At 73.5% G+C, this 20391-nt stretch carries 25 protein-coding genes; 13 read left to right on the top strand and 12 right to left on the bottom strand.

The features are described 5' to 3' along the window. Positions 1–19: 19 nt before the first annotated feature. Both dtd and ACIBTV_RS09470 read right to left on the bottom strand, forming a co-directional pair. Positions 20–442 carry a D-aminoacyl-tRNA deacylase gene (dtd, locus tag ACIBTV_RS09475; RefSeq protein WP_396703554.1) on the bottom strand — a complete coding sequence of 141 codons (423 nt, stop codon included), beginning with the start codon at positions 440–442 and terminating at the stop codon, positions 20–22. Next, entirely contained in the window at positions 442–1926 is a 1485-nt protein-coding gene (locus ACIBTV_RS09470) for a methyltransferase (protein WP_396703553.1), read from the bottom strand. Before ACIBTV_RS09470 ends, dtd begins: the two co-directional genes overlap by 1 nt. 190 nt (positions 1927–2116) lie before the next feature. On the opposite strand from ACIBTV_RS09470, the gene ACIBTV_RS09465 reads away from it, so the two are divergent. Further along, positions 2117–3334, top strand: a complete 1218-nt coding sequence (locus ACIBTV_RS09465) for a S8 family peptidase (protein ID WP_396703552.1) — start codon at positions 2117–2119, stop codon at positions 3332–3334. Positions 3335–3403: 69 nt separating this feature from the next. Next, positions 3404–3982, top strand: a complete 579-nt coding sequence (locus ACIBTV_RS09460) for an HhH-GPD-type base excision DNA repair protein (RefSeq protein ID WP_396703551.1) — start codon at positions 3404–3406, stop codon at positions 3980–3982. An 81-nt stretch (positions 3983–4063) separates the two neighbouring features. Here ACIBTV_RS09460 and ACIBTV_RS09455 read toward each other — a convergent pair whose 3' ends face one another. Further along, the gene (locus ACIBTV_RS09455; protein WP_091590702.1) at positions 4064–4375 is read right to left on the bottom strand and encodes a hypothetical protein; all 312 of its coding nucleotides are present in this window, start codon (positions 4373–4375) and stop codon (positions 4064–4066) included. A gap of 12 nt (positions 4376–4387) precedes the next feature. Then, positions 4388–4675: a hypothetical protein gene (locus tag ACIBTV_RS09450; protein ID WP_231922366.1), complete on the bottom strand. Its 288-nt coding sequence runs from the start codon at positions 4673–4675 to the stop codon at positions 4388–4390. 105 nt (positions 4676–4780) lie between these two features. Here ACIBTV_RS09450 and ACIBTV_RS09445 point away from each other — a divergent pair, with 105 nt between their 5' ends. Next, positions 4781–5137, top strand: coding sequence for a DUF3099 domain-containing protein (locus ACIBTV_RS09445; RefSeq protein WP_396703766.1), 357 nt, complete (start codon positions 4781–4783; stop codon positions 5135–5137). Between the two features lie 125 nt (positions 5138–5262). On the opposite strand, the gene ACIBTV_RS09440 is transcribed toward ACIBTV_RS09445, so the two are convergent. Both ACIBTV_RS09440 and ACIBTV_RS09435 read right to left on the bottom strand, forming a co-directional pair. Further along, positions 5263–6162 carry a carbohydrate kinase family protein gene (locus tag ACIBTV_RS09440; protein ID WP_396703550.1) on the bottom strand — a complete coding sequence of 300 codons (900 nt, stop codon included), beginning with the start codon at positions 6160–6162 and terminating at the stop codon, positions 5263–5265. Then, positions 6159–7091 (bottom strand): pseudouridine-5'-phosphate glycosidase, encoded by a 933-nt coding sequence (locus ACIBTV_RS09435; protein ID WP_396703549.1) that lies wholly within the window; start codon positions 7089–7091, stop codon positions 6159–6161. The genes ACIBTV_RS09440 and ACIBTV_RS09435 overlap by 4 nt, the downstream gene beginning before the upstream one ends. Before the next feature lie 87 nt (positions 7092–7178). Here ACIBTV_RS09435 and ACIBTV_RS09430 point away from each other — a divergent pair, with 87 nt between their 5' ends. From ACIBTV_RS09430 to ACIBTV_RS09420, 3 genes are all read left to right on the top strand, one after another. Then, positions 7179–7397, top strand: coding sequence for a DUF3039 domain-containing protein (locus ACIBTV_RS09430; protein WP_091590693.1), 219 nt, complete (start codon positions 7179–7181; stop codon positions 7395–7397). A 39-nt stretch (positions 7398–7436) separates the two neighbouring features. Next, positions 7437–8093 carry a trimeric intracellular cation channel family protein gene (locus tag ACIBTV_RS09425; RefSeq protein WP_396703548.1) on the top strand — a complete coding sequence of 219 codons (657 nt, stop codon included), beginning with the start codon at positions 7437–7439 and terminating at the stop codon, positions 8091–8093. Positions 8094–8340: 247 nt separating this feature from the next. Continuing rightward, on the top strand, positions 8341–10074 hold the full coding sequence (locus ACIBTV_RS09420) for a DEAD/DEAH box helicase (protein WP_396703547.1): 1734 nt from the start codon (positions 8341–8343) through the stop codon (positions 10072–10074). A 177-nt stretch (positions 10075–10251) separates the two neighbouring features. Here the strand turns inward: ACIBTV_RS09420 and ACIBTV_RS09415 are convergent, their stop codons facing one another. Together ACIBTV_RS09415 and ACIBTV_RS09410 are read right to left on the bottom strand one after the other, a co-directional pair. Beyond that, positions 10252–10485, bottom strand: coding sequence for a hypothetical protein (locus ACIBTV_RS09415; protein ID WP_073835435.1), 234 nt, complete (start codon positions 10483–10485; stop codon positions 10252–10254). A 242-nt stretch (positions 10486–10727) separates the two neighbouring features. Beyond that, positions 10728–12344 carry an RNA polymerase sigma factor gene (locus tag ACIBTV_RS09410; RefSeq protein ID WP_396703546.1) on the bottom strand — a complete coding sequence of 539 codons (1617 nt, stop codon included), beginning with the start codon at positions 12342–12344 and terminating at the stop codon, positions 10728–10730. A 287-nt stretch (positions 12345–12631) separates the two neighbouring features. Between ACIBTV_RS09410 and ACIBTV_RS09405 the strand changes: the two genes are divergently transcribed. Next, positions 12632–13453: an inositol monophosphatase family protein gene (locus tag ACIBTV_RS09405; RefSeq protein ID WP_396703545.1), complete on the top strand. Its 822-nt coding sequence runs from the start codon at positions 12632–12634 to the stop codon at positions 13451–13453. 91 nt (positions 13454–13544) lie between these two features. On the opposite strand, the gene ACIBTV_RS09400 is transcribed toward ACIBTV_RS09405, so the two are convergent. Further along, the gene (locus tag ACIBTV_RS09400; protein WP_396703765.1) at positions 13545–14057 is read right to left on the bottom strand and encodes a LytR C-terminal domain-containing protein; all 513 of its coding nucleotides are present in this window, start codon (positions 14055–14057) and stop codon (positions 13545–13547) included. A 434-nt stretch (positions 14058–14491) separates the two neighbouring features. On the opposite strand from ACIBTV_RS09400, the gene ACIBTV_RS09395 reads away from it, so the two are divergent. Both ACIBTV_RS09395 and ACIBTV_RS09390 read left to right on the top strand, forming a co-directional pair. Next, entirely contained in the window at positions 14492–14788 is a 297-nt protein-coding gene (locus ACIBTV_RS09395; RefSeq protein ID WP_007075406.1) for a DUF4193 domain-containing protein, read from the top strand. Positions 14789–14924: 136 nt separating this feature from the next. Then, entirely contained in the window at positions 14925–15725 is an 801-nt protein-coding gene (locus ACIBTV_RS09390) for a hypothetical protein (protein WP_396703544.1), read from the top strand. Positions 15726–15855: 130 nt separating this feature from the next. Here ACIBTV_RS09390 and ACIBTV_RS09385 read toward each other — a convergent pair whose 3' ends face one another. Next, positions 15856–16374 carry a DUF3093 domain-containing protein gene (locus tag ACIBTV_RS09385; RefSeq protein WP_396703543.1) on the bottom strand — a complete coding sequence of 173 codons (519 nt, stop codon included), beginning with the start codon at positions 16372–16374 and terminating at the stop codon, positions 15856–15858. 82 nt (positions 16375–16456) lie between these two features. Here ACIBTV_RS09385 and dut point away from each other — a divergent pair, with 82 nt between their 5' ends. The 4 genes from dut (at position 16457) to ACIBTV_RS09365 (ending at position 18899) form a co-directional block, all read left to right on the top strand. After that, entirely contained in the window at positions 16457–16969 is a 513-nt protein-coding gene (dut, locus tag ACIBTV_RS09380) for a dUTP diphosphatase (protein ID WP_396703542.1), read from the top strand. Between the two features lie 25 nt (positions 16970–16994). Then, positions 16995–17663 carry a DUF3710 domain-containing protein gene (locus ACIBTV_RS09375; RefSeq protein ID WP_396703541.1) on the top strand — a complete coding sequence of 223 codons (669 nt, stop codon included), beginning with the start codon at positions 16995–16997 and terminating at the stop codon, positions 17661–17663. A gap of 124 nt (positions 17664–17787) precedes the next feature. Then, the gene (locus tag ACIBTV_RS09370) at positions 17788–18168 is read left to right on the top strand and encodes an OB-fold nucleic acid binding domain-containing protein (protein WP_396703540.1); all 381 of its coding nucleotides are present in this window, start codon (positions 17788–17790) and stop codon (positions 18166–18168) included. Positions 18169–18203: 35 nt separating this feature from the next. Next, entirely contained in the window at positions 18204–18899 is a 696-nt protein-coding gene (locus ACIBTV_RS09365) for a DUF3159 domain-containing protein (protein ID WP_396703539.1), read from the top strand. 29 nt (positions 18900–18928) lie between these two features. Here the strand turns inward: ACIBTV_RS09365 and ACIBTV_RS09360 are convergent, their stop codons facing one another. Together ACIBTV_RS09360 and ACIBTV_RS09355 are read right to left on the bottom strand one after the other, a co-directional pair. Beyond that, the gene (locus ACIBTV_RS09360) at positions 18929–19618 is read right to left on the bottom strand and encodes a TrkA family potassium uptake protein (protein WP_091590665.1); all 690 of its coding nucleotides are present in this window, start codon (positions 19616–19618) and stop codon (positions 18929–18931) included. A gap of 3 nt (positions 19619–19621) precedes the next feature. Then, positions 19622–20287 (bottom strand): potassium channel family protein, encoded by a 666-nt coding sequence (locus ACIBTV_RS09355; RefSeq protein ID WP_396703538.1) that lies wholly within the window; start codon positions 20285–20287, stop codon positions 19622–19624. Between the last annotated feature and the right edge of the window lie 104 nt (positions 20288–20391).

Here is a 20391-nt window from a genome sequence, read left to right as displayed (position 1 = left end):
GGGGGAGGGTCGCGGTCGGTTACAGGTCCAGGAGGATGGTGCGGGGCCCTACGTTCAGGCTCTCCACCAGCATGTGGGTGCGGAAGCGGCCGGTCTCCACCGTGGCACCTCGAGCGCGCAGGGCCTCGACGACCTCGGTGACCAGGGGCTCGGCGACCTCGGCCGGGGCGGCGGCCGTCCAGCTCGGCCGGCGCCCCTTGCGGGCGTCGCCGTAGAGCGTGAACTGGCTCACCACCAGCACCGGCGCGCCGGTGTCGGCGGCGGAGCGTTCGTCGTCGAGGATGCGCAGCTCGTGAACCTTGCGGGCCATCGTCCGGGCGGTCTCCACCGTGTCCGAGTGGGTCACCCCGAGCAGCACCAGCAGCCCGTCGTCGATCGCGCCGACCACCTCACCGTCGACGGTCACGCTGGCCCGACCGACGGTCTGCACCACCGCCCGCATCAGCCGACCACCGGCTCGATGAAGCCCCGCTCCACCAGGTGCGCGACGATCGGCCCGGCGGCCTCGGCCAGCTCGTCGACGGCCACGTCGTGCGCCGCCGCCAGCAGGGCGAGCTGGTCGCGCAGCGGCAGCCGGCCGTCGGCGCCGCCGACCAGGGCCAGCACCAGCGGGTCGATCTCCTCGGTCCAGCGCAGCCCGCGCGGCATGGCCAGGACCTGCCGGTCCACCGCCCAGCCGTCCTCGCCCATGGTCGCCTCCTGCCGCAGCTGGAGCCCGTCGGCGGCCCGGTAGCGCTCGGCGAGCAGCCCGGCGGTGTCGCGTACGCGGAGGAAGTCCTGCCGGTCGAACCAGGCGGCGACCTGGTCGCCCAGCGGCGGCTCCACCCGCTGCCGCAGGTCCTCCACCCGGACCACCGGGTCGGCGTGCCCGCCGCGGCGCAGCGACACGATGCCGAAGCCGATCGCCTCCACCTTGTGCGCGTCGAACCAGTCCAGCCAGGCGGCCATCCGCTGCGGGTCGGTGCTCTCGCCGACGTCGGTCAGCCAGAGGTTCACGTACGCCATGGGGTCGGCCACCTCGCGCTGGATCACCCAGGCGTCCAGGCCGGTGCCGGCGAACCAGCCCGCCACCCGCTCGTCCCACTCCTCGCCCGCGACGTGCACCCAGTTGGCGAGGTACTGCATGGTGCCGCCCTCGGTGAGCAGGTCGGGCGCGGCGGCGGCCAACTCGGAGCCCATCGCGTCGCCGACCCGGCCGGAGTCCCGGTAGACGTGCGTGGTGGTGCCGGGGCCGACCACGAACGGCGGGTTGCTCACCACCAGGTCGAACCGGCGTCCGGCCACGGGCGCGACCATGTCGCCGCGGAGCAGCTCCCAGCTCTGCCCGTTGAGGGCGGCCGTCGTGGCGGCGAAGCGCAGCGCCCGCGCGGAGACGTCGGTGGCGGTGACCGAACGGGCGTGGGTGGCCAGGTGCAGGGCCTGCACACCGGACCCGGTGCCGAGGTCGAGCGCGGTGTCGACGGGCTGCCGGACGGTCGCCCCGATGAGCGTCTGGGTCGCGCCGCCGATGCCGAGCACGTGCTCCGCGTGCAGCGGCCGGCCCGGTCGCGCGCTGGCCGGCACGTCGGCGAGCACCCACCAGTCGTCGCCGTACGGCTCCAGGTCGACGCCGGCGCGCAGCCCGTCCCCGTGCCGTTCGACCAGCCCGCCGGCGAGCGCCTCGGCGAGGTCGAGCGGGGCCAGCGCGGCGGCCACCGTCTCCTCCGTCTCGGTCTGGTCGCAGATGAACACCCGGATCAGGGTGCCCAACGGGTCGCGCTCCTCGGTGGCCCGCAGCGCGGCCCGGAAGTCGTTGCGGGCGACCCCGCCGGTCGCCTGCGGACCGAGCCGGTCGGCGATGCCGTTGGAGGTGAACCGGGCCCGGGTCAGCGCCGTCCGCAGCGCCTCGACTCCGGCGGGGGAGAGCAGCATGTCGTGTTCAGCCACCTCGCCATCCTGCCTCGTGCCTCCCGGGCGGGCGGGCCCACCCGGAACATCCATACCGGCAACAGGATCTATTGAAAGAGATCTCTTTTATAAACGTCGATGTGACGACTACCATTCGGGCCACCACACGTCGAGGGTGCGACCCGTGCGGCCGGACGGCCGGGCCGGCGCGCCCGTAGGGAGGCACACGATGCCAGCAGGGTCCGTTCCGCGGCGGCGTCTTCTCGGGGCGCTCGCCGTCGCCGCCGGCGTAGCCGCTGTCGCCGCGGCCACCACCCCCGCCACGGCGGCGCCCACCGGAGAGATCCGGGGCGCCGGCGCGCCGAACGCGATCAGCGGTAGCTACCTCGTCGTCCTGCGCGGCGACACGGTGGGAGCCGCGGGCACCCCGGCCGCCCGGGCGGCCGTCCCGCAGCGGGCCACCGCCCTGGCCAAGCGGTACGGCGGCAGCGTCGCCGACGTGTACAGCGCCGCGCTCACCGGCTTCAGCGCCCGGATGACGCCCGCCCAGGCCGGCCGCCTCGCTGCCGACCCGGCCGTGGCGTACGTGGAGCAGGACCAGGTGATCACCGCCTCGGCCACGCAGAGCAACCCGCCGTGGGGTCTGGACCGCATCGACCAGCGGGCCCTGCCCCTGAGCGCCAGCTTCACCTACCCGAACACCGCCTCCAACGTGCGGGCATACATCATCGACACCGGCATCCGCACCACGCACACCCAGTTCGGCGGCCGCGCCACCTGGGGCACGAACACGGTGGACAGCAACAACACCGACTGCAACGGCCACGGCACGCACGTCGCCGGCACCGTCGGCGGTTCGACGTACGGGGTGGCCAAGGCGGTGCGGCTGGTCGCCGTCAAGGTGCTCAACTGCTCCGGCAGCGGCAGCACCACCAGCGTGGTCAACGGCGTGAACTGGGTCACCGCCAACGCGGTGAAGCCGGCGGTGGCCAACATGAGCCTCGGCGGCGGCGCCAGCACCGCCATCGACAACGCGGTGGCCAACTCGATCAGCTCGGGCGTCACGTACGCCGTGGCGGCCGGCAACTCCAGCGCCAACGCCTGCAACTACTCGCCGGCGCGGACCGCCTCGGCGATCACCGTCGGCTCCACCACCAGCACCGACGCCCGGTCGTCGTTCTCCAACTACGGCTCCTGCGTCGACCTGTTCGCCCCCGGGTCCAGCATCCTCTCGGCCTACCGGACCAGCGACACCGCGACCAGCACGCTGAGCGGCACCTCGATGGCCTCGCCGCACGTCGCCGGCGCCGCGGCCCTCGTGCTGTCGGCCAACCCGAGCTTCACCCCGGCGCAGGTCGCCAGCTCGCTGACCAGCAACGCGACCACCGGCCGGGTGACCAACCCGGGCTCCGGCTCGCCCAACCGGCTGCTGTTCGTGGTCAACTGACCGCGTGACGTGCCCGGCGGTGCGGCCTGCCGTGCCGCCGGGCCCGGCCCGGTCTGGCAGCATGACGGCATGGCGCTGACTCTTCCGATCGACCCGGCGGCCAACGAGCTCCTCAACCGGGACGCGCTGGCCCGTCTGCTCGGGATGGTCCTGGACCAGCAGGTGCCGATGGAGAAGGCGTTCTCCTCCCCTTACGTGCTGACGCAGCGGCTCGGCCACGACCTCGACGCCCGGGAGTTGGCGGAGTACGACCCGGAGAAGCTGGTCGCCCTCTTCGCCCAGCCACCCGCGCTGCACCGGTTCCCGAAGGCGATGGCGGCCCGGGTGCAGGAGGTGTGCCGGGTGCTCGTCGACCGCTACGACGGCGACGCGGCCGGGCTGTGGGCCGGCATGACCGACGGCGCCGAGCTGCTGCGCCGCATCGCCGAGCTGCCCGGCTTCGGCGCGCAGAAGGCGCAGATCTTCCTCGCCCTGCTCGGCAAGCGCTTCGACGTGCGGCCGGAGGGCTGGCGTGAGGCCGCCGGCGGCTACGGGGACGCCGAGGCGTACCGGTCGGTGGCGGACGTGACCGACGCGGAGTCGCTGCGCCGCGTGCGGGAGTACAAGCAGCAGATGAAGGCCGCGGCCAAGGCGAAGACGGCGCGCTGACCCGGACGGCGCGTGCCGGTGCCGGTTTCCGGTGCCGCGTGCGTGCCGTCCCGGCCGCCGCGCGGCGTCGGCGCGGGAGCCTCAGGCGGCGGTCGGGTGGGCCAGCGAGGCGAGCGCCCGCCGCACGTCGGCCAGCGACACCGTCGCCGAGTCGTCCAGGTCGGCCAGGCCCGCTTCGATCCACTGCCGCATGAGGGTGGTCACACCGATGCCGCGGGCGTCGGCAGCCGCCCGGACCCGCTCGTACGTCTCCAGCGGCAACCGGACCGAGCGGCTCACCATCGGCACGTCGGTGTCGGGGGTGGGCAGCTCCACCGGCTGGCTCTCGTCGATCAGCTCCGCGAGCCGGTCGTCGCCGCTGTGGAACTGCTTGGTCGCGTCGTTACGGTGCATCGTCCCGCCTCCTCATCGGCGAAATCTCCGCACGGCCTCGTCGTAGCGCTTGGACTCGGCGTCACTCAGCTCGCGGGCGGAGAGGATGTCCCAGTCGTTGTCGGTGCCGTCCGCCTCGGCGAGCAGCACGGCCAACCGGCGGCCCCGCCGGGCGGCGGCGTAGACCACCATCACGTCGTCGCCCAGGTGACGGATGATCCGTCGGGCGCTGTGCAGCGCCTCCCAGACTTCCCCCGGTGTGACGTCGTAGACCTTCAGGTTGGCCAAGGCTTCGTCGGTGAAGCTGAACCTGCTGCCCACGGCGGCAGCGTACCACGCTCGTAACACGACCGCCGTCGGGTCGATTCTCGCTGATCACGGTGGGGAAGTGACAGGATGAGGTGTAATCCCTCGAGGAGGTCCGTGGTGAAGCGTCAGGCGTACGAGCCGATCCTGATCACCGACGCCCCACGCAGTCAGGACGATCAACTCACCACTCGACAGCGACGCTACGTGCTCATGATGGGCATTCGGGTCGCGTGCCTGGTCGTGGGCGCGATCCTGGTCGGCGTGCAGGCACCCCTGCTCTGGCTGTGGCTGTCGCTGTGCGGCCTCGGCATGGTGCTCATCCCGTGGCTGGCCGTGCTGCTGGCCAACGACCGGCCGCCGAAGGAGGAGCATCGGCTGGCCAACCGGTTCCACCACCAGCAGCGCGACGAGACCCCGCCGATGAGCCTGACGGCCGAAGAGCGCCCCCACAAAATCATCGACGCCGAACTCTGACCCCCACCCCGCCCTCACCCGCGATCTTGCACTTGCCGCCCCGGCGAACCCGCTCAGAACGGACCCGCCGGGGGCGCAAACTGCAAGATCGCGGAGAGGAGGGAGGGGACGGGGGAGCGGGTGGGTCAGGGGTTGGGGCGCGCGCCCACCTTTGCCACGGCCAGGGCGCCGAGGTCGCCGGCCCGGTTGAGGGCCGCGCGCGGCTCGGCGCCGGCCAGCCAGGCGGTCAGCAGCCCGGCCGCGAACGCGTCGCCCGCGCCGGTGACGTCCACCACCGCCACCCGACGGGTCGGCGCCACCGACACCGTCGCGGTCCGGTCGGCCCAGACCGCGCCGGCCGCCCCGCGCTTGACGACGACCCGGCGGGCCGCCGCCGACAGCGCCCGCGCCTGCGCGGCCGGGTCCAGCCCGCCGGCCAGCACGCCCGCCTCGTCCGCGTTGACCAGCAGCAGGTCGACGTCGCGTACCCAGGCCAGGAACGCCGCCGACCCCACCCGCCGCAGCGGCCCTGCGGACGCCGCGTCGACGCTGGTGGTGAGCCCGCGCTCGCGGGCGGCGGCCAGCGCGCGCAGCCCGGCGCCGCGCGACCCGGCGTCGAGCAGGGTGTACGCGGACAGGTGCAGGTGCCCCGCGTCGGCCGCCGCCGCCACGGCCCGGTCGACGTGCTCCGCGGTCAGCCGCAGGTTGGCGCCGCGTTGGCTGACCATCGTCCGCTCGCCGTCGGTGGCGAGCACGATGACCGTGCCGGTGCTGGCGTCCTCGACGCGGTCGACCGCGCAGTCGACGCCGCTGCGTTCCAGCTCGGTCAGCCGGTCCCGCCCGGCCGGGTCGTCGCCGACCGCCCCGACCAGCGTCACCGGCACCCCCTGGGCGGCGATCCACGCGGCGGTGTTGGCCGCCTGCCCGCCACCGCTGAACCGGATCTCGGCGGCGGTGTCCGTGCCATTGGCGAGTGGGCCGGACAGCACCGCGACGACGTCGGTGATCACGTCGCCGACGACGAGAATGCGGGGCGGCCGGGTCATGCCCGGGTGTCGGCGCGACCGGCGGCGGCCACCGCGATCCGGGCGGCGAGGTCGGCGTTGCGCAGGATGATCCGCACGTTCACCGCCAGGCTCGCGCCCTCGGTGGCCGAGTGGAAGTGGGCGAGCAGGTACGGCGTGACGGCCTTGCCGGTGATCCCGTCACGCTCCAGCAGCGCCAGGCCCTCGGCGAGCGTACGGTCGTGCAGCGCCGGGTCGAGCTGCTCGTCGACGGGGAGCGGGTTGGCCACGATCAGCCCGCCGCCCGGCAGGCCGTGCCGGGTCCGCGCCGCGAGCACGTCGGCGACCTGTTCGGGTGAGTCGACCGACCAGTCCAGGTCGAAGCCGCCGTCGGTGAGGTAGAAGCCGGGGAACCGGCGGGTGCGGTAGCCGACCACACCCACACCGAGGGTCTCCAGCCGCTCCAGCGTCGCGCCCACGTCGAGGATCGACTTGACCCCGGCGCAGACCACCGCGATCGGTGTCCGGGCGAGCGTGACCAGGTCCGCCGACTCGTCGAACGTGTGCGCCGCCTCCCGGTGCACCCCGCCCAGGCCGCCGGTGGCGAAGACCGCGATCCCCGCCGCCGCGGCGACCGCGCTGGTCGCCGCCACGGTGGTGGCGCCGTCCGCGCCGGTCGCGGCGGCCACCGCCAGGTCGCGTACGGAGAGCTTCGCCACACCGTCGACGGTGGCGAGGCGGGTCAGCTGTGCGTCGTCGAGGCCCACCACCAGTTCGCCGCCGACCATGCCGATGGTGGCCGGCACCGCACCGGCGTCCCGGACGGCCGACTCGATCTGCCGGGCCACCCGCAGGTTCTCCGGGCGGGGGAGGCCGTGCGAGACGATCGTGCTCTCCAGGGCGACGACGGGGCGCCCGGCGCGCAGGGCGTCGGCCACCTCCGTGCCGTAACGGATGTGAAAATTGGTCACAGTGATCACCGTACGGCCAGTGGTGTACCGGGGTGAAGTGGACCGGACTGCGGTGACCTGCCAAACTTGTCGGTTGGAGGTGCACACGTGAGCACACAGGTCCTGGAGCGTCCGGAGCTGAAGGACGCCGACACCGGCCCCGAGATGTTCCACTACGTCCGCAAGGACAAGATCGCCGAGAGTGCCGTCATGGGCACGTTCGTCGTCGCGCTCTGCGGGGAGACCTTCCCGGTCACCAAGGCCGCCAAGCCGGGTTCTCCGGTCTGCCCGAAGTGCAAGGAGATCTACGACTCCTGGGGCGACTGAACCGCGTCGCAGTCCCGCCCGCCCGCGTAGCCTTCGGCGGTGACCACCTCCGCCGCCCTGCTCACGGCTGACCTCGTCGGCGTCGCGGTCTTCGCCGCGTCCGGTGCCTCCGCGGCGGTGGCGAAACGGCTCGACCTGTTCGGCGTGGTCTTCGTCGGCTTCGTGGCCGCCCTGGGCGGCGGGATCTTCCGTGACCTGGTCATCGACGAGGCGCCGCCGCTGGCCTTCGCCGACTGGCGGTACGCGACGGCCGCGGCGGTCACCGCCGTCGCCGTGTTCTGGTTGCATCCCCAGTTGGCGCGGCTGCGCACCACCGTGCTGGTGCTGGACGCGGCCGGTCTCGGTCTCTTCACGGTCACCGGCACGCTCAAGGCTCTCGAAGCCGGGGTCCCGGCGGTGGGGGCCTGCGTCATCGGCATGCTGACCGCGATCGGCGGTGGGCTGGGCCGGGACCTGCTGACCGGCGAGATCCCCGTGGTGCTGCGCCGAGAGATCTACGCAGTGGCCGCGCTCGCCGGCTCGATCGTGGTGGCGGGGCTGCACGGCCTCGGCTACACCGGGCCGATCCCGCTGGTCACGGCGGCCGTGCTGATCTTCGCGCTGCGGCTGGTGGCGCTGCGGCGGCGTTGGGGCGCGCCGGTGGCGCGGCTTCGCCCGCCCCGCACCCGGGGGCCGGGACCGGACCCGCAGTGGTGACGCACCCGGACCTGCGGTGATCCGCCCCTCGGGCCCCGGCTCGGCGACCCGGGGAGTGCGGCGGGGGTGACCGATGGCACGGCAGCGGGCGATGTGACCAGCGTGGCGTCGCCTGGGCCGGACGGCGCCCGCTGGTTATGCTGATTCGGCCTTCGCGGCATCTTCGGCGCGGAGGCGTTTTCATGGGCGGCGGCACCCGTGGCCCTCGGCCGGGGTCCGCCTTCGTGCGGTCGGAGAGGAGCCTCGCGTGGCAGCCCGGTTGCCGGCGATCGAGACGTTTCCGGCACTCCGCGCCTGGCAGCGCAAGGCGCTGGTGGAGTACCTGCGCCGGCGCGCCGAGGACTTCACGGCGGTCGCCACGCCGGGCGCGGGCAAGACGACCTTCGCCCTGCGCATCGCCGCCGAACTGCTGGCCGACGGCACGGTCGAGGCGGTCACCGTGGTCGCCCCGACCGAGCACCTGAAGAACCAGTGGGCCGAGTCGGCCGCCCGGGTCGGCATCCAGCTGGACGCCGCCTTCCGCAACGCCGACCTGCACTCGTCGGCCGACTTCCACGGGGCCGTCGTCACATACGCCCAGGTGGGCATGGCTCCGCAGGTGCACCGTCGGCGCACCATGACCCGGCGCACCCTGGTCATCCTCGACGAGATCCACCACGCCGGTGACTCCCGCTCCTGGGGTGACGGGGTGAAGGCGGCGTTCGAGCCCGCCGTACGCCGGCTGATGCTCACCGGTACGCCGTTCCGCTCCGACGACAACCCGATCCCGTTCGTCACCTACGAGCGGGGCGGTGACGGGCTGCTGCGCTCCCGCGCCGACTCGGTCTACGGGTACTCCGACGCGCTCCGCGACGGCGTCGTGCGGCCGGTGCTGTTCCTCGCGTACTCCGGGGAGACCCGGTGGCGGACCAACGCCGGGGACGAGCTGGCGGCCCGCCTGGGCGAGCCGATGACGCAGGACCTGATCGCCCAGGCCTGGCGCACCGCGCTCGACCCGGCCGGGGACTGGATGCCCCAGGTGCTGCGGGCCGCCGACGCCCGGCTCACGGTGCTGCGGGAGGCCGGCATGAGCGACGCCGGCGGGCTGGTCATCGCCACCGACCAGCAGACCGCCCGCGCGTACGCGAAGCTGATCGAGCGGTTGACCGGCGAGAAGGCCGCGGTGGTCCTCTCCGACGACGCCGGCGCCTCCGCCCGGATCGCCACGTTCTCGGCGTCCGACCAGCGGTGGCTCGTGGCGGTGCGGATGGTCTCCGAGGGGGTGGACATCCCGCGTCTCGCGGTGGGGGTCTACGCCACCAGCGCCAGCACCCCGCTCTACTTCGCGCAGGCGATCGGCCGGTTCGTGCGGGCCCGTCGGCCGGGGGAGACCGCGTCGGTCTTCCTGCCGAGCGTGCCGCACCTGCTCGGGCTGGCCAGCGAGATGGAGGCCGAGCGCGACCACGTGCTGGGCAAGCCGAAGGACGACGACGGCTTCGACGACGGCCTGCTGGAGCGGGCGCAGCGTGACGACCAGGCCAGCGGGGAGTTGGAGAAGCGGTTCGCGGCGCTCTCCGCCACGGCCGAGCTCGACCAGGTGATCTTCGACGGCGCGTCGTTCGGCACCGCGGCCCAGGCCGGCACTCCCGAGGAGGAGGAGTACCTCGGCCTGCCCGGCCTGCTCACCGCCGACCAGGTCGCCCTGCTGCTCACGAAGCGGCAGGCGGACCAGTTGGCCGCCCAGCGGCGCAGGGCGGCCGCGCGGACGGCTGAGCCGGCCGCTGCGGCCCCGCAAGCGCCGCCGGCACCGATGAGTGCGGCCCAGCGACGGGTGGCCCTCCGGCGTCAGCTCAACGCGCTCGTGGCGGCCCGGCACCACCGCACCGGCCAACCCCACGGCAAGATCCACGCCGAGCTGCGTCGGCTCTGTGGTGGCCCGCCCAGCGCCCAGGCGACGATCGAGCAGCTCGAGGAACGCATCGCCACCGTCCAGACCCTCTGACCTCCGGCGTCCGCGCCGGCGTCCCGTCTGCGGTGATCACGAGGTTTGCGTCAGAAATCGCGACCTCTGATCACCGGGGCGAGTGCGAGGGGGAGCGGGAGGGACGGGGTCCGGGTGTGAAAAAGCCGGCCGGAGGCACCTGGGTGCCTCCGGCCGGCTTATGTCGGGTTACTGGACTCAGTTCGCCATCAGATCGGCGCCACGCCAGCTGAACTCGGGGTCCGTCGCGTACCGCACGGTGATCTTCACGAGATCCTCCGCGTACTTGTTCGCGTGGTGCCCACAGAACACCAACTCGCTCCCACCCGCCAGAGTGATCCGGAGCTTGCCGGCAGCATTGCAGCGGTCGCACCGTTCATCGGCGGCCGGGGGGCTCACCGTCTCGGGCGGCGGCGTGAGGGTCGGGGTCATCGCCTTCCTCCTCTGGTCGTCACCGATGAACACTCTCTTCGGTTGCTCACCTATCGTGCAACATCCTTGTAGCGCCTGGCCTTCCCTGTGTGCCCGCGGGGGACCGAGGTCACACATGGCAGGGACAGTGTGCCGTGTTCCCAGGGTGCCACGTCAACGATCACAATCGTGCAACCAGCCGATCACCATCCGGCGTTGCACGCCAGGTGACCAAAGCGACACGTCGGGTTGACGTTACCGGGTCAGTCCAGGTAGTCCCGGAGGACCTGCGACCGCGACGGGTGGCGCAGCTTGGACATGGTCTTCGACTCGATCTGCCGGATCCGTTCCCGGGTCACCCCGTAGACCTGGCCGATCTCGTCCAGCGTGCGCGGCTGGCCGTCGGTCAGGCCGAAACGCAGGCGTACCACACCCGCCTCACGCTCGGAGAGCGTCTGCAGCACCTGCTGGAGCTGGTCCTGCAACAGGGAGAACGAGACCGCGTCGACCGCGACCACGGCCTCCGAGTCCTCGATGAAGTCACCGAGCTGGCTGTCACCCTCGTCGCCGATGGTCTGGTCGAGCGAGATGGGCTCCCGGGCGTACTGCTGGATCTCCAGCACCTTCTCCGGTGTGATGTCCATCTCCTTGGCCAGCTCCTCCGGGGTGGGCTCGCGGCCCAGGTCCTGGAGCAGCTCGCGCTGGATCCGGCCGAGTTTGTTGATCACCTCGACCATGTGCACCGGGATGCGGATGGTGCGGGCCTGGTCGGCCATGGCGCGGGTGATGGCCTGGCGGATCCACCAGGTGGCGTAGGTGGAGAACTTGTAGCCCTTGGTGTAGTCGAACTTCTCGACGGCCCGGATGAGGCCGAGGTTGCCCTCCTGGATCAGGTCGAGGAACGCCATGCCGCGGCCGGTGTAGCGCTTGGCCAGCGAGACGACCAGTCGGAGGTTCGCCTCGAGCAGGTGGTTCTTGGCCCGCTCACCGTCGCGCGAGATCCACATCAGGTCGCGCTGCATCTCGCGGGTGAGCTTCTCCTCGCCCTCCTCGGCGGCGCGCAGCCGCTCGGCGGCGTAGAGCCCGGCCTCGATCCGCTTGGCCAGCTCCACCTCCTGCTCCGCGTTGAGCAGCGGAACCTTGCCGATCTGCTTGAGGTAGGCCCGGACCGAGTCGGCGGACGCGGTCAGCTCGGCGTCGCGCCGAGCCTGCTTGAGTGCCTCGGACTCCTCGTCGTCCCACTCGAAGTCGTTGTCGGTGGCGGAGGCCGCCGCGTCGGTCTCGGCGGCCTGGGTCAGCTCGGCCGGCTCCTCGACCACCACGTCCTCGATCTCGGCGGCGAGCTCCTCCGGATCGATGTCGCCGTCGGCGTCCTCACCCTTGCCCTTGGTCGCCACCCCGGCCTTGGCCGGCTTGCCGGCCGCCGCGACGGTCGCCTTGGTGGCCCGGGTCGACTTCGTGGCCTTGGCCGGCGCCGCCGCCTTGGCGGCCACCTCGGCGGTGGTGCCGGCGGCCTTGCGCGCGGTGGCGGCCTTCCGGGGGGCCGGCGCCGGCGCCTCGCCGGAGACGGGCGCCTGCTTCGGAGCCGGCGGGGCGGCCTTCTTGGTGGTCTTGGCGGTGGTGGCCCGCGACGCCGGGGTGGCGGAACGGGCGGCGGCGACACGGCGGCGGGTGCTGGCCGAGCCGTCCACGACCACGGTCACGCCCGCCTCCGAGAGCGCCCGGAGGATCTTCTTGGCCTGGGCCGGAGTCACCTCGGCGGCCTCGACGGTGCGCGCGAGCTGGGCCGACGTGAGCTGACCGCCGGCGCTCTGCGCGTGAGCGATCAGGGTGTCGGTGAGCGAGCGAACGTCGGCGCCGGTCTGGCGGGGTTCTGTCACGAATGACCTTCCGGAGGCGAAGTGCGAGCACGGCCGGGTCGTCCGGCGCAGCTGGGGTTACCGCGCCGGGCGAGTGTTTGAGGAACCCCCGTGTCCCGGTCGGCCGGTCGTTCGGTCGTCCGTGGCGCGTGGGCAGGGGTGAATTGTAACGCCGTCTGCGGCGATCGACCCGCGCCGCACGGCGTGCAGGGTGCGGGGACCGCCAATTCGGCGCAGATGTGGACTTTGTAAGGATGATACCCGCGCGCGATCCGCAACGTCCCGGTCGCGTGGGAAGGGGACGAACGATGGATCGTACGCCGCCCGCGCCGCGGGAACTGCTGGAGATCGCGGTCACGGTCGCCCGGGACGCCGCCGCGACCGCGCACCGGATGCGGGCCGAGGGCGTCTCCGTCGCCGCCACCAAGAGCACGGTGACGGACGTGGTGACCGCCGCCGACCGGGCCGTCGAGCGGCAGGTCCTCGACGCGTTGCGCCGGCTCCGGCCGGACGACGCGGTGTTCGGGGAGGAGTACGGCGACGGCGACACCGGACCGGTGGTCGCCGGCGGCGTGCGGTGGATCGTCGACCCGATCGACGGCACCGTCAACTACCTCTACGGGCTGCCGTACTGCGCGGTGTCGCTCGCCGCGGAGGTGGACGGCGAGGTGGTCGCGGGGGTCGTCCGCAACGTGGCCACCGGGGAGGAGTGGACCGCGACCGCCGGCGGTGGCGCGTGGCGCGACGGTGAGCGGCTGAGCTGCTCCACCGAGACAGACCTCGGCCAGGCGTTGATCGCGACCGGATTCGGCTACGACCCGAAGCGCCGGGCGCACCAGGCCCGGGTGGTCGCCGAACTGATCCCGCACGTGCGTGACATCCGCCGGCTCGGCGCCGCCGCGCTGGACCTGTGCCTCGCCGCCGAGGGGCGGGTGGACGCGTACTACGAGAAGGGGCTCGCCGCCTGGGACCAGGCGGCCGGGGCACTGGTCGCCACCGAGGCCGGCCTGCGGGTGGCCGGGCTGCGCGGTCGGCCGGCCGGCCCGGACCTGGTGGTGGCGGCGCCGCCGGCGCTCTTCGCGCCGCTGCACGACCGGCTCGCCGACCTCGACGCCTCGGGCGGCCCGTGACGCCTCGGGCCCCGGCCTGCCCGCCCGTTCAGCTCATCCGCCCGGCCCGACCGGCTCTCCGCCGGTCGGGCCGTCGCGTTCGGCGGTACGGCTACTTCTTGACCGGCATCGGGCAGGTGCCGGGCGGCGCCTCGGCCCCGCCCAGGTCGCCGAGGGACTGGTTCACCTCGGTGGTGGTGGCGAGCTGCTGGAAGCCGTTGCCGAGCACCACGTCGACGCTGTCGTCCTGGCGCTCGGGCTGGTACTTGGTCTCGGCGTTGTTGAGGAAGTAGGCCCGCAGCAGGTGTGCGGAGCCCACGCCCTTCGGGCCGTAGCGCAGCACCGCGATGTCGTCGATCGGCTTCTCGTTCGCGACCTTCTTGATCTGGAACTGCCGGTTGCGGAACTCGTCGGCGACCTGGCGGGCGAGGCCGGGCTGGTCGGTGCCGTTCAGGACGTTGAGCTTGACGTCCTTCCGGTCGCGCAGGGCGATGTCGGCGAGCGGCCAACCGTCGGGGCAGCCCTTGGCGGTGCCGGCGTTGCCCTGGCTGTCACGCACCACCGCGACCACCACGAAGACCAGGGCGGTGACCGCCAGCAGGCCGACGACAACGAGTGCCCGCACTCGCGCAAAACTCATCTGGGCGCTCCCCGGACTTCAGAGGGTGGCGGCGGCCGCCGGCGGACACACCGCCCGGGGGGCCGCCGGGTACGCCGCTGAGGTTAACGGTTGTCCGGCCGTCGCGTGGAAACAGCCGGACATGGCGGCGCGCCGCCCGGGAACCAGGTACTACTACCCCTATCTTCGTGTCGCCTGAGTCACATTGGGAACAACTTCCCGTGCGGGGGCGTACATCTCTGCCACGAGGGCGGTATACATGCCTCGCCCAAAGGGGGGGTAAGGTACCGCGCTCGCTGGGGGGTTTCCTGGCGGCCCCGATCCGGAAACATCTCTGGGTCGGGTGACCGACACAACGCGTGGCCGGCCAGCGGAACCGAAACAGCGTCGTCCGGCGTTACAACCGGAAGCGACAACATCGATATGGGAGAGTGAAACCGATGGCCACCGACTACGACGCCCCGCGTCGCGACGAGGTCGACCTCGGCGAGGACAGCCTGGAAGAGCTCAAGGCCCGGCGCGTCGACTCACAGTCGGGCGCCGTGGACGTCGACGAGGCCGAGGTGGCCGAGAGCTTCGAGCTGCCCGGAGCCGACCTGGCCGACGAGGAGCTCACGGTCAAGGTGCTGCCGATGCAGCAGGACGAGTTCCGCTGTGCCCGCTGCTTCCTGGTGCATCACCGCAGCCAGCTGGCTGTCGAGCGCAACGGCGAGCTGATCTGCCGCGAGTGCGTCTGACCACCTCTGTCCACACCAGCGGCGGCCTCCGATCGAGGCCGCCGCTGTCGACGTCACCATGCGCCGCCGGCCGGGAACTGCTTGACTCGTGACGGGTAGGCGCGAGGGCGCCGGCAACCGGGAGGTCGGGACCGAGATGAGCGAGCGAGGCGACGCGCCCGAGCGCGACCCGGCGGAGCTGGGCGCCACCGTCGCGGCGTTGACCGAGGACGACATCGCGCCGGCCCGGCGGCGGCAGCTGCTGACCCGGCTCGTCGGCCAGGCCCGGGCCCGGGGTCTCGGCGACCTGTTCAAGCCCCGCGCCGCGGTCCGCTGGATGGTCGACACGGTCGCGGAGGTCGCTCCGCACGTGCCGATCCGCGATCTGGCGACCCTGCGTCGGCACTTCGAGGGACTCGACGACGAGGCGCTGGCCGACCGGCTGGTGCGCAACGCGGCCCGGGCGACCGCCGGGATCGGCGCGGCCGGTGGCGGCGTGGCCGCCGTGGAGTGGACGGTCACGCCGACCCTGCTCTCCGCGCCGATTCTGCTCGCCGCCGAGACCGTCGCCGTCGTCGCGATCGAGCTCAAGCTGGTCGGCGAGCTGCACGAGATCTACGGCGTCCCGCTGCCCAGCGGTGGCAGCCAGCGCACCGTCGCCCTGGTGCACGGCTGGGCCACCCAGCGGGGCGTCAACCCGATGATGCCGGGCGCCGGCGTGGGCGCCGTGCTCGGCACCGCGGCCCGGCGGGAGCTGCGGGACACCCTGATGCGGCGCCTCGGCCGCAACCTCACCACGCTCGGCCCGTTCCTCACCGGCGCGGCCGTCGCCGGCTACCTCAACCGGCGCGCCACCCGGTCCCTCGGCGACCAGGTCCGCGACGACCTGCGCCGCAAGCGTCGGGCGCTGCCCGACCCGCCGGCCCGTAGCCTGCCCCCGGCGCCCGGCCAGCCCTGATCCCCGGCCCGCCAGCCCGGATCCCAAGCCTGCGGGCGTGGCGTTCGGCCCGGCGGCCCTGAGCCGCGTCCCGTCAGCCGTGTCACGGGCGGCGGGCCCCGTCGGCCCGTGTCGCGAGCGGCGAGGCGCGTCAGCCGGCGTCGCGGGCGGCCAGGTCCGTCAGGCTGGCGTCGCGGGCGGCGAGGAGCGCCTCCGCGAGCTCGACCGGCCGGCGGGTGCTGACCACCCAGAACGGCGTCGGGTCGGCCGGGTCGTTCAGCACCACCTGCACGGCGCCGCCGATCCAGGGGCGCTGCACCACGAACGCGAGCGGGTCGGCGCCGACGCCGAGCACCTCCCGGCGGCCCGCGGCGTCCAGCGGCACCACGTCGGCGACGTACCGCACCGGCAGCCGGGCGTCGTCGACCCGCAGCTCGCCGTCGCGTACGGCGACCCGGATGCGGCCGAGCCACCACAGGCCGGCGGCGGTGGCCGGCGGCAGGACCGCGAACGGCAGCCAGGAGCGCAACCCGGAAGCGCCCATCCAGATCTCGACGGCCAGCAGGCCGGCGACGGCCAGCCCGGCCAGCCAGAGCCACCAGGACAGGCCGAGCCGCTCGGAGTGGGCGGCGGGCGGTGCCGGGGACGGCGAGGACGGCGACAGGCTCACAGTCCGAGGGTACGGCGGACGGCGGCCGGGGTACCCGGCAGGATGGCAGGGTCAACCCCATGACCGAGGGAAGAGGGGAACCGTGACCGACGTCGTACCCGTGCCCGTACGCCAGCTCGACCCCGAGCTGCCGCTGCCGGCGTACGCCCATCCCGGCGACGCCGGCGCCGACCTGGTGGCCGCCGCGGACGTCGAGCTGCCGCCCGGTGGGCGCGCCCTGGTCCCGACCGGCGTCGCGATCGCGCTCCCGGAGGGGTACGTGGGCCTGGTCCACCCCCGTTCGGGGCTCGCGGCCAGGCTCGGTGTGACGGTGCTCAACGCGCCCGGTACGGTCGACGCCGGCTACCGGGGGGAGATCATGGTGAACCTGATCAACCACGATCGGGCCACGCCCGCGAAGATCTCCCGTGGCGACCGGATCGCCCAGCTCGTTGTGCAGCGGGTGGCACGGGCGGACTTCCAGCCGGTGGCCGAGCTGCCCGCGTCCCGTCGGGGAACGGGTGGACACGGCTCCACCGGCGGGCACGCCGGGCTGGTGCCGCCGCCGGTGGGCCCGTCCGGGCCGGACCGGCGCAGCGAACAGGTGACAGGGTGAGCGCGAACAGCGGAGGGTGGACGCAGTGATCTTCTCGCGGAAGCGGGCCGGTGACGGGCGGGACGAGCAGGTCGTCCTCGACGAGAACGAGCTCGACGCGGTGACCCCGCCGACCCTCACCCGTGGCCCGTACGACATCTCCGAGGCCCCGGCCGGGGTGGCCCGCCTGGACCTCGGCAGCCTGCACATCCCCGCGGTGCCCGAGGTCGAGGTGCGGGTGCAGGCCGACCAGCAGGGTGTGATCCAGCAGGTGGTGCTGGTGCACGGCGCGAACGCGCTCCAGCTCGGCGTCTTCGCCGCGCCCCGCTCGGAGGGGATCTGGGACGAGGTGCGCGAGGAGATCCGGCAGTCGCTGCTCGGTGACGGCGTCGCCGCCGAGGAGGTGGAGGGCGAGTACGGCATCGAGCTGCGCGCCCAGATCCGCACCGACGACGGGCCGACCGACCTGCGCTTCGTGGGCGTCGACGGCCCGCGCTGGATGGTCCGCGGCGTCTTCCAGGGTGCCGCGGCCGTCGACCCGGCCGCCGCCGGCCCGCTGGCCGAGTGCCTGTACGGCCTCGTGGTCGACCGGGGTCAGGAGGCCAAGCCGGTCCGGGAGCCGCTGCCGCTGCGCCTGCCCCGCGAGGCCGGCGAGCAGGAGGACGCGGCCACGCCGGACGGCGACCGACCGGCGGCTCAGTCCCGCCAGGTCTGACCGCCGGTCACCGATCCACCGGGGCCGGCCCGATCGGCGTACGCTGGCGGGACGGTCCCGGCGACGTCGGGCCGCGGCGGAGCCGGCGCGGGCCGGCGGGCGTGGAGAGGGTGACGCGGGGGTCATGACGACCGAGGAGGGCCGGGTGTCGCTGCGGGGCATCCTGCGACGGCTCACCGCGAGCGAAGCCGAGATCGACGCACAGGAGCTGCAACGCGAGAGCGCCGAGTGCGGCGGCACGCCCGCCCGACAGTGCTCTCGCGGCCAGGTGGTCTCGGTGGCCGGGCGGCTGCGCACGGTGGTCTACACGCCCCGCACCAACCTGCCCACGCTGGAGGCGGACCTCTACGACGGCAGCGACGTGGTGACGCTGGTGTGGCTGGGTCGGCGGCACATCGCCGGCATCGAGCCGGGCCGCCACCTCACCGCCCGGGGCCGGGTCGCCATCCGCGACGACCGCAAGGTGATCTACAACCCGTACTACGAGCTGGACACCCCGAAGTGAGCGACGGGGTGGGCACGGCGGACGGACGAGGGCCGATGACGACCGGACAGCAGCACGCCGCCGGGCCACAGACCGGCCCGGGGGCCGGGCCGGACGACGAGGAGCGGCTGCCGACCATCGCCGAGCAGATGGCCGACCAGCTCGGCGGTTGGCGGGGGCTCGTGGAGTCGAGCATCCCGGTGGTCGTCTTCGTGGTCGCCAACGTCATCGGCGAGCTGCGGCCCGCGGTGATCGCCTCGGTGGCGGTGGCGCTGCTCATCGCCGGTCTGCGGCTGGCCCAGCGCCGCCCGGTCCGGCACGCGGTCAACGGGCTGTTCGGCATCGCCATCGGCGCGGCCATCGCCTGGCGCACCGGCAACGAACGTGACTTCTACCTGCCCGGCATCCTCTACGGCATCGGCTACGGCCTGGTGCTGCTGCTCTCGGCCGCCATCCGGCAGCCGCTGGTGGGCTGGATCTGGTCGGTGCTGGTCGCCAAGGGGCGCTCCGAGTGGCGGGACGACCCCCGCCTGGTGCGGACGTTCACCTCGCTGACCGTGCTCTGGGGCGTGGTCTGGCTGGCGAAGGTCGGCGTGCAGGCCGGGCTCTACCTCGCCCACCAGGACACGGCGCTCGGGGTGGCCCGGCTGGTGCTCGGCTACCCGCCGTACGCGCTGCTGCTGCTGATCACCGTCTGGACGGTGCGCCGGGTCACCCGGGAGACGAATCCGGAGCCGCTGCCGGGCAGCTGACCGACCGGGCCGGGTGGGCCGCGGTCGGGTCAGCTCGTCTCGCGGGTGCGCTCCACGCTGTCGGGGCCGAGGATCACGGCGCGGACCGCGTCCTCCACCTCGGCCGTGCACACGAAGATCAGTTCGTCGCCGGCCTCGATCGGGTCGTCCGGGCTGGGCACCAGCACCCGCTTGCCGCGCAGGATCGCCACCAGGGCGGCGTCGCGGGGCAGCGGCACGGCGTGGATCGGCTGGCCGACGTAGGGCGCGTTCGGCGGCAGGGTGATCTCCACGAGGTTCGCCTCGCCCTGCCGGAAGGTCATCAGGCGGACCAGATCGCCGACGGTGACCGCCTCCTCGACCAGCGCGGCCATCACGCGCGGCTTGCTCACCGCGACGTCGACCCCCCACTGCTCGGTGAAGAGCCACTCGTTCTCCGCCCGGTTGACGCGGGCGACGACGCGGGGCACCGCGAACTCGGTCTTGGCCAGCAGCGACACCACGAGGTTGACCTTGTCGTCGCCGGTGGCGGCGACCACCACGTCACAGCCGGCGAGGTTGGCCTCCTCCAGGCTGGTCAGCTCGCACGCGTCGGCGAGCACCCAGTCGGCGGCGGGCACCCGGTCGGGCCGCAGCATCTTCGGCTGGCGCTCGATGAGCATCACCTGGTGGCCGTTGTCGATCAGCTCCTGGGCGATCGAGCGGCCCACGTTGCCGGCGCCGGCGATGGCGATCCGCATGGCTCAGTGCCCCCCTTCCGGCGGCGTGGCCGCCACCGACGTGACCGTGCCCGCGATGTCGTCGGTGACCAGCATGAACACCTGGTCACCCTCCTGCAGGAGGGTGGACGCGGTGGGCAGCGTGCCGATGCCGAAGCGGATCAGGTACGCGACCCGCGCCCCGGCGGCCTCCTCCAGCGCTCGGGCGGACCGGCCGACCCATTCCTTGTGCACCGGCACCTCGACGATCGACACGGTGCTCGTCGGGTCGCGGAAGATCTCGACGTTCCCCTCGGGCACCAGGTGTCGCAGCATCCGGTCGGCGGTCCACCGGACGGTGGCCACGGTGGGGATGCCGAGCCGCTCGTAGACCTGCGCCCGGCGCTGGTCGTAGATGCGGGCGGCCACCCGGGACACGCCGAACGTCTCCCGGGCCAGCCGGGCGGAGATGATGTTGGAGTTGTCGCCGCTGGACACGGCGGCGAACGCGTCGGCCCGCTCGATGCCGGCCTGCCGAAGCACGTCGCCGTCGAAACCGGCGCCGGTGACGGTGATCCCGGCGAAGTCCGGGCCGAGGCGGCGGAAGGCGTCGGCGTCGTGGTCGATCACGGCGACCGAGTGCCCCCGGGACTCCAGGCTGTGGGCGAGGGTCGAGCCGACCCGGCCACATCCCATGATCACGACATGCACGCTTCCTCCCACGGTGCGTACCCGTCCGTGCCGGACCCGTCGAGTGCGAGCCTGCCACGTCCCGGCCGGGAACGGGGACCGACGGTACCGCCGGCTCGGGGGCG

This window comes from Micromonospora sp. NPDC049366, from assembly GCF_044466625.1.
Taxonomy (GTDB): domain Bacteria; phylum Actinomycetota; class Actinomycetes; order Mycobacteriales; family Micromonosporaceae; genus Micromonospora.
This window is presented reverse-complemented; position numbering and strand designations above follow the sequence as displayed.

What these genes read in the sequence shown, in the direction of transcription:
- dtd (WP_396703554.1), bottom strand. Translation starts at nt 442, where the DNA reads ATGCGGGCGGTGGTGCAGACCGTCGGTCGGGCCAGCGTGACCGTCGAC.
- ACIBTV_RS09465 (WP_396703552.1), top strand. Translation starts at nt 2,117, where the DNA reads ATGCCAGCAGGGTCCGTTCCGCGGCGGCGTCTTCTCGGGGCGCTCGCC.
- ACIBTV_RS09460 (WP_396703551.1), top strand. Translation starts at nt 3,404, where the DNA reads ATGGCGCTGACTCTTCCGATCGACCCGGCGGCCAACGAGCTCCTCAAC.
- ACIBTV_RS09455 (WP_091590702.1), bottom strand. Translation starts at nt 4,375, where the DNA reads ATGCACCGTAACGACGCGACCAAGCAGTTCCACAGCGGCGACGACCGG.
- ACIBTV_RS09440 (WP_396703550.1), bottom strand. Translation starts at nt 6,162, where the DNA reads ATGACCCGGCCGCCCCGCATTCTCGTCGTCGGCGACGTGATCACCGAC.
- ACIBTV_RS09415 (WP_073835435.1), bottom strand. Translation starts at nt 10,485, where the DNA reads ATGACCCCGACCCTCACGCCGCCGCCCGAGACGGTGAGCCCCCCGGCC.
- ACIBTV_RS09405 (WP_396703545.1), top strand. Translation starts at nt 12,632, where the DNA reads ATGGATCGTACGCCGCCCGCGCCGCGGGAACTGCTGGAGATCGCGGTC.
- ACIBTV_RS09395 (WP_007075406.1), top strand. Translation starts at nt 14,492, where the DNA reads ATGGCCACCGACTACGACGCCCCGCGTCGCGACGAGGTCGACCTCGGC.
- ACIBTV_RS09390 (WP_396703544.1), top strand. Translation starts at nt 14,925, where the DNA reads ATGAGCGAGCGAGGCGACGCGCCCGAGCGCGACCCGGCGGAGCTGGGC.
- ACIBTV_RS09370 (WP_396703540.1), top strand. Translation starts at nt 17,788, where the DNA reads ATGACGACCGAGGAGGGCCGGGTGTCGCTGCGGGGCATCCTGCGACGG.
- ACIBTV_RS09365 (WP_396703539.1), top strand. Translation starts at nt 18,204, where the DNA reads ATGACGACCGGACAGCAGCACGCCGCCGGGCCACAGACCGGCCCGGGG.
- ACIBTV_RS09360 (WP_091590665.1), bottom strand. Translation starts at nt 19,618, where the DNA reads ATGCGGATCGCCATCGCCGGCGCCGGCAACGTGGGCCGCTCGATCGCC.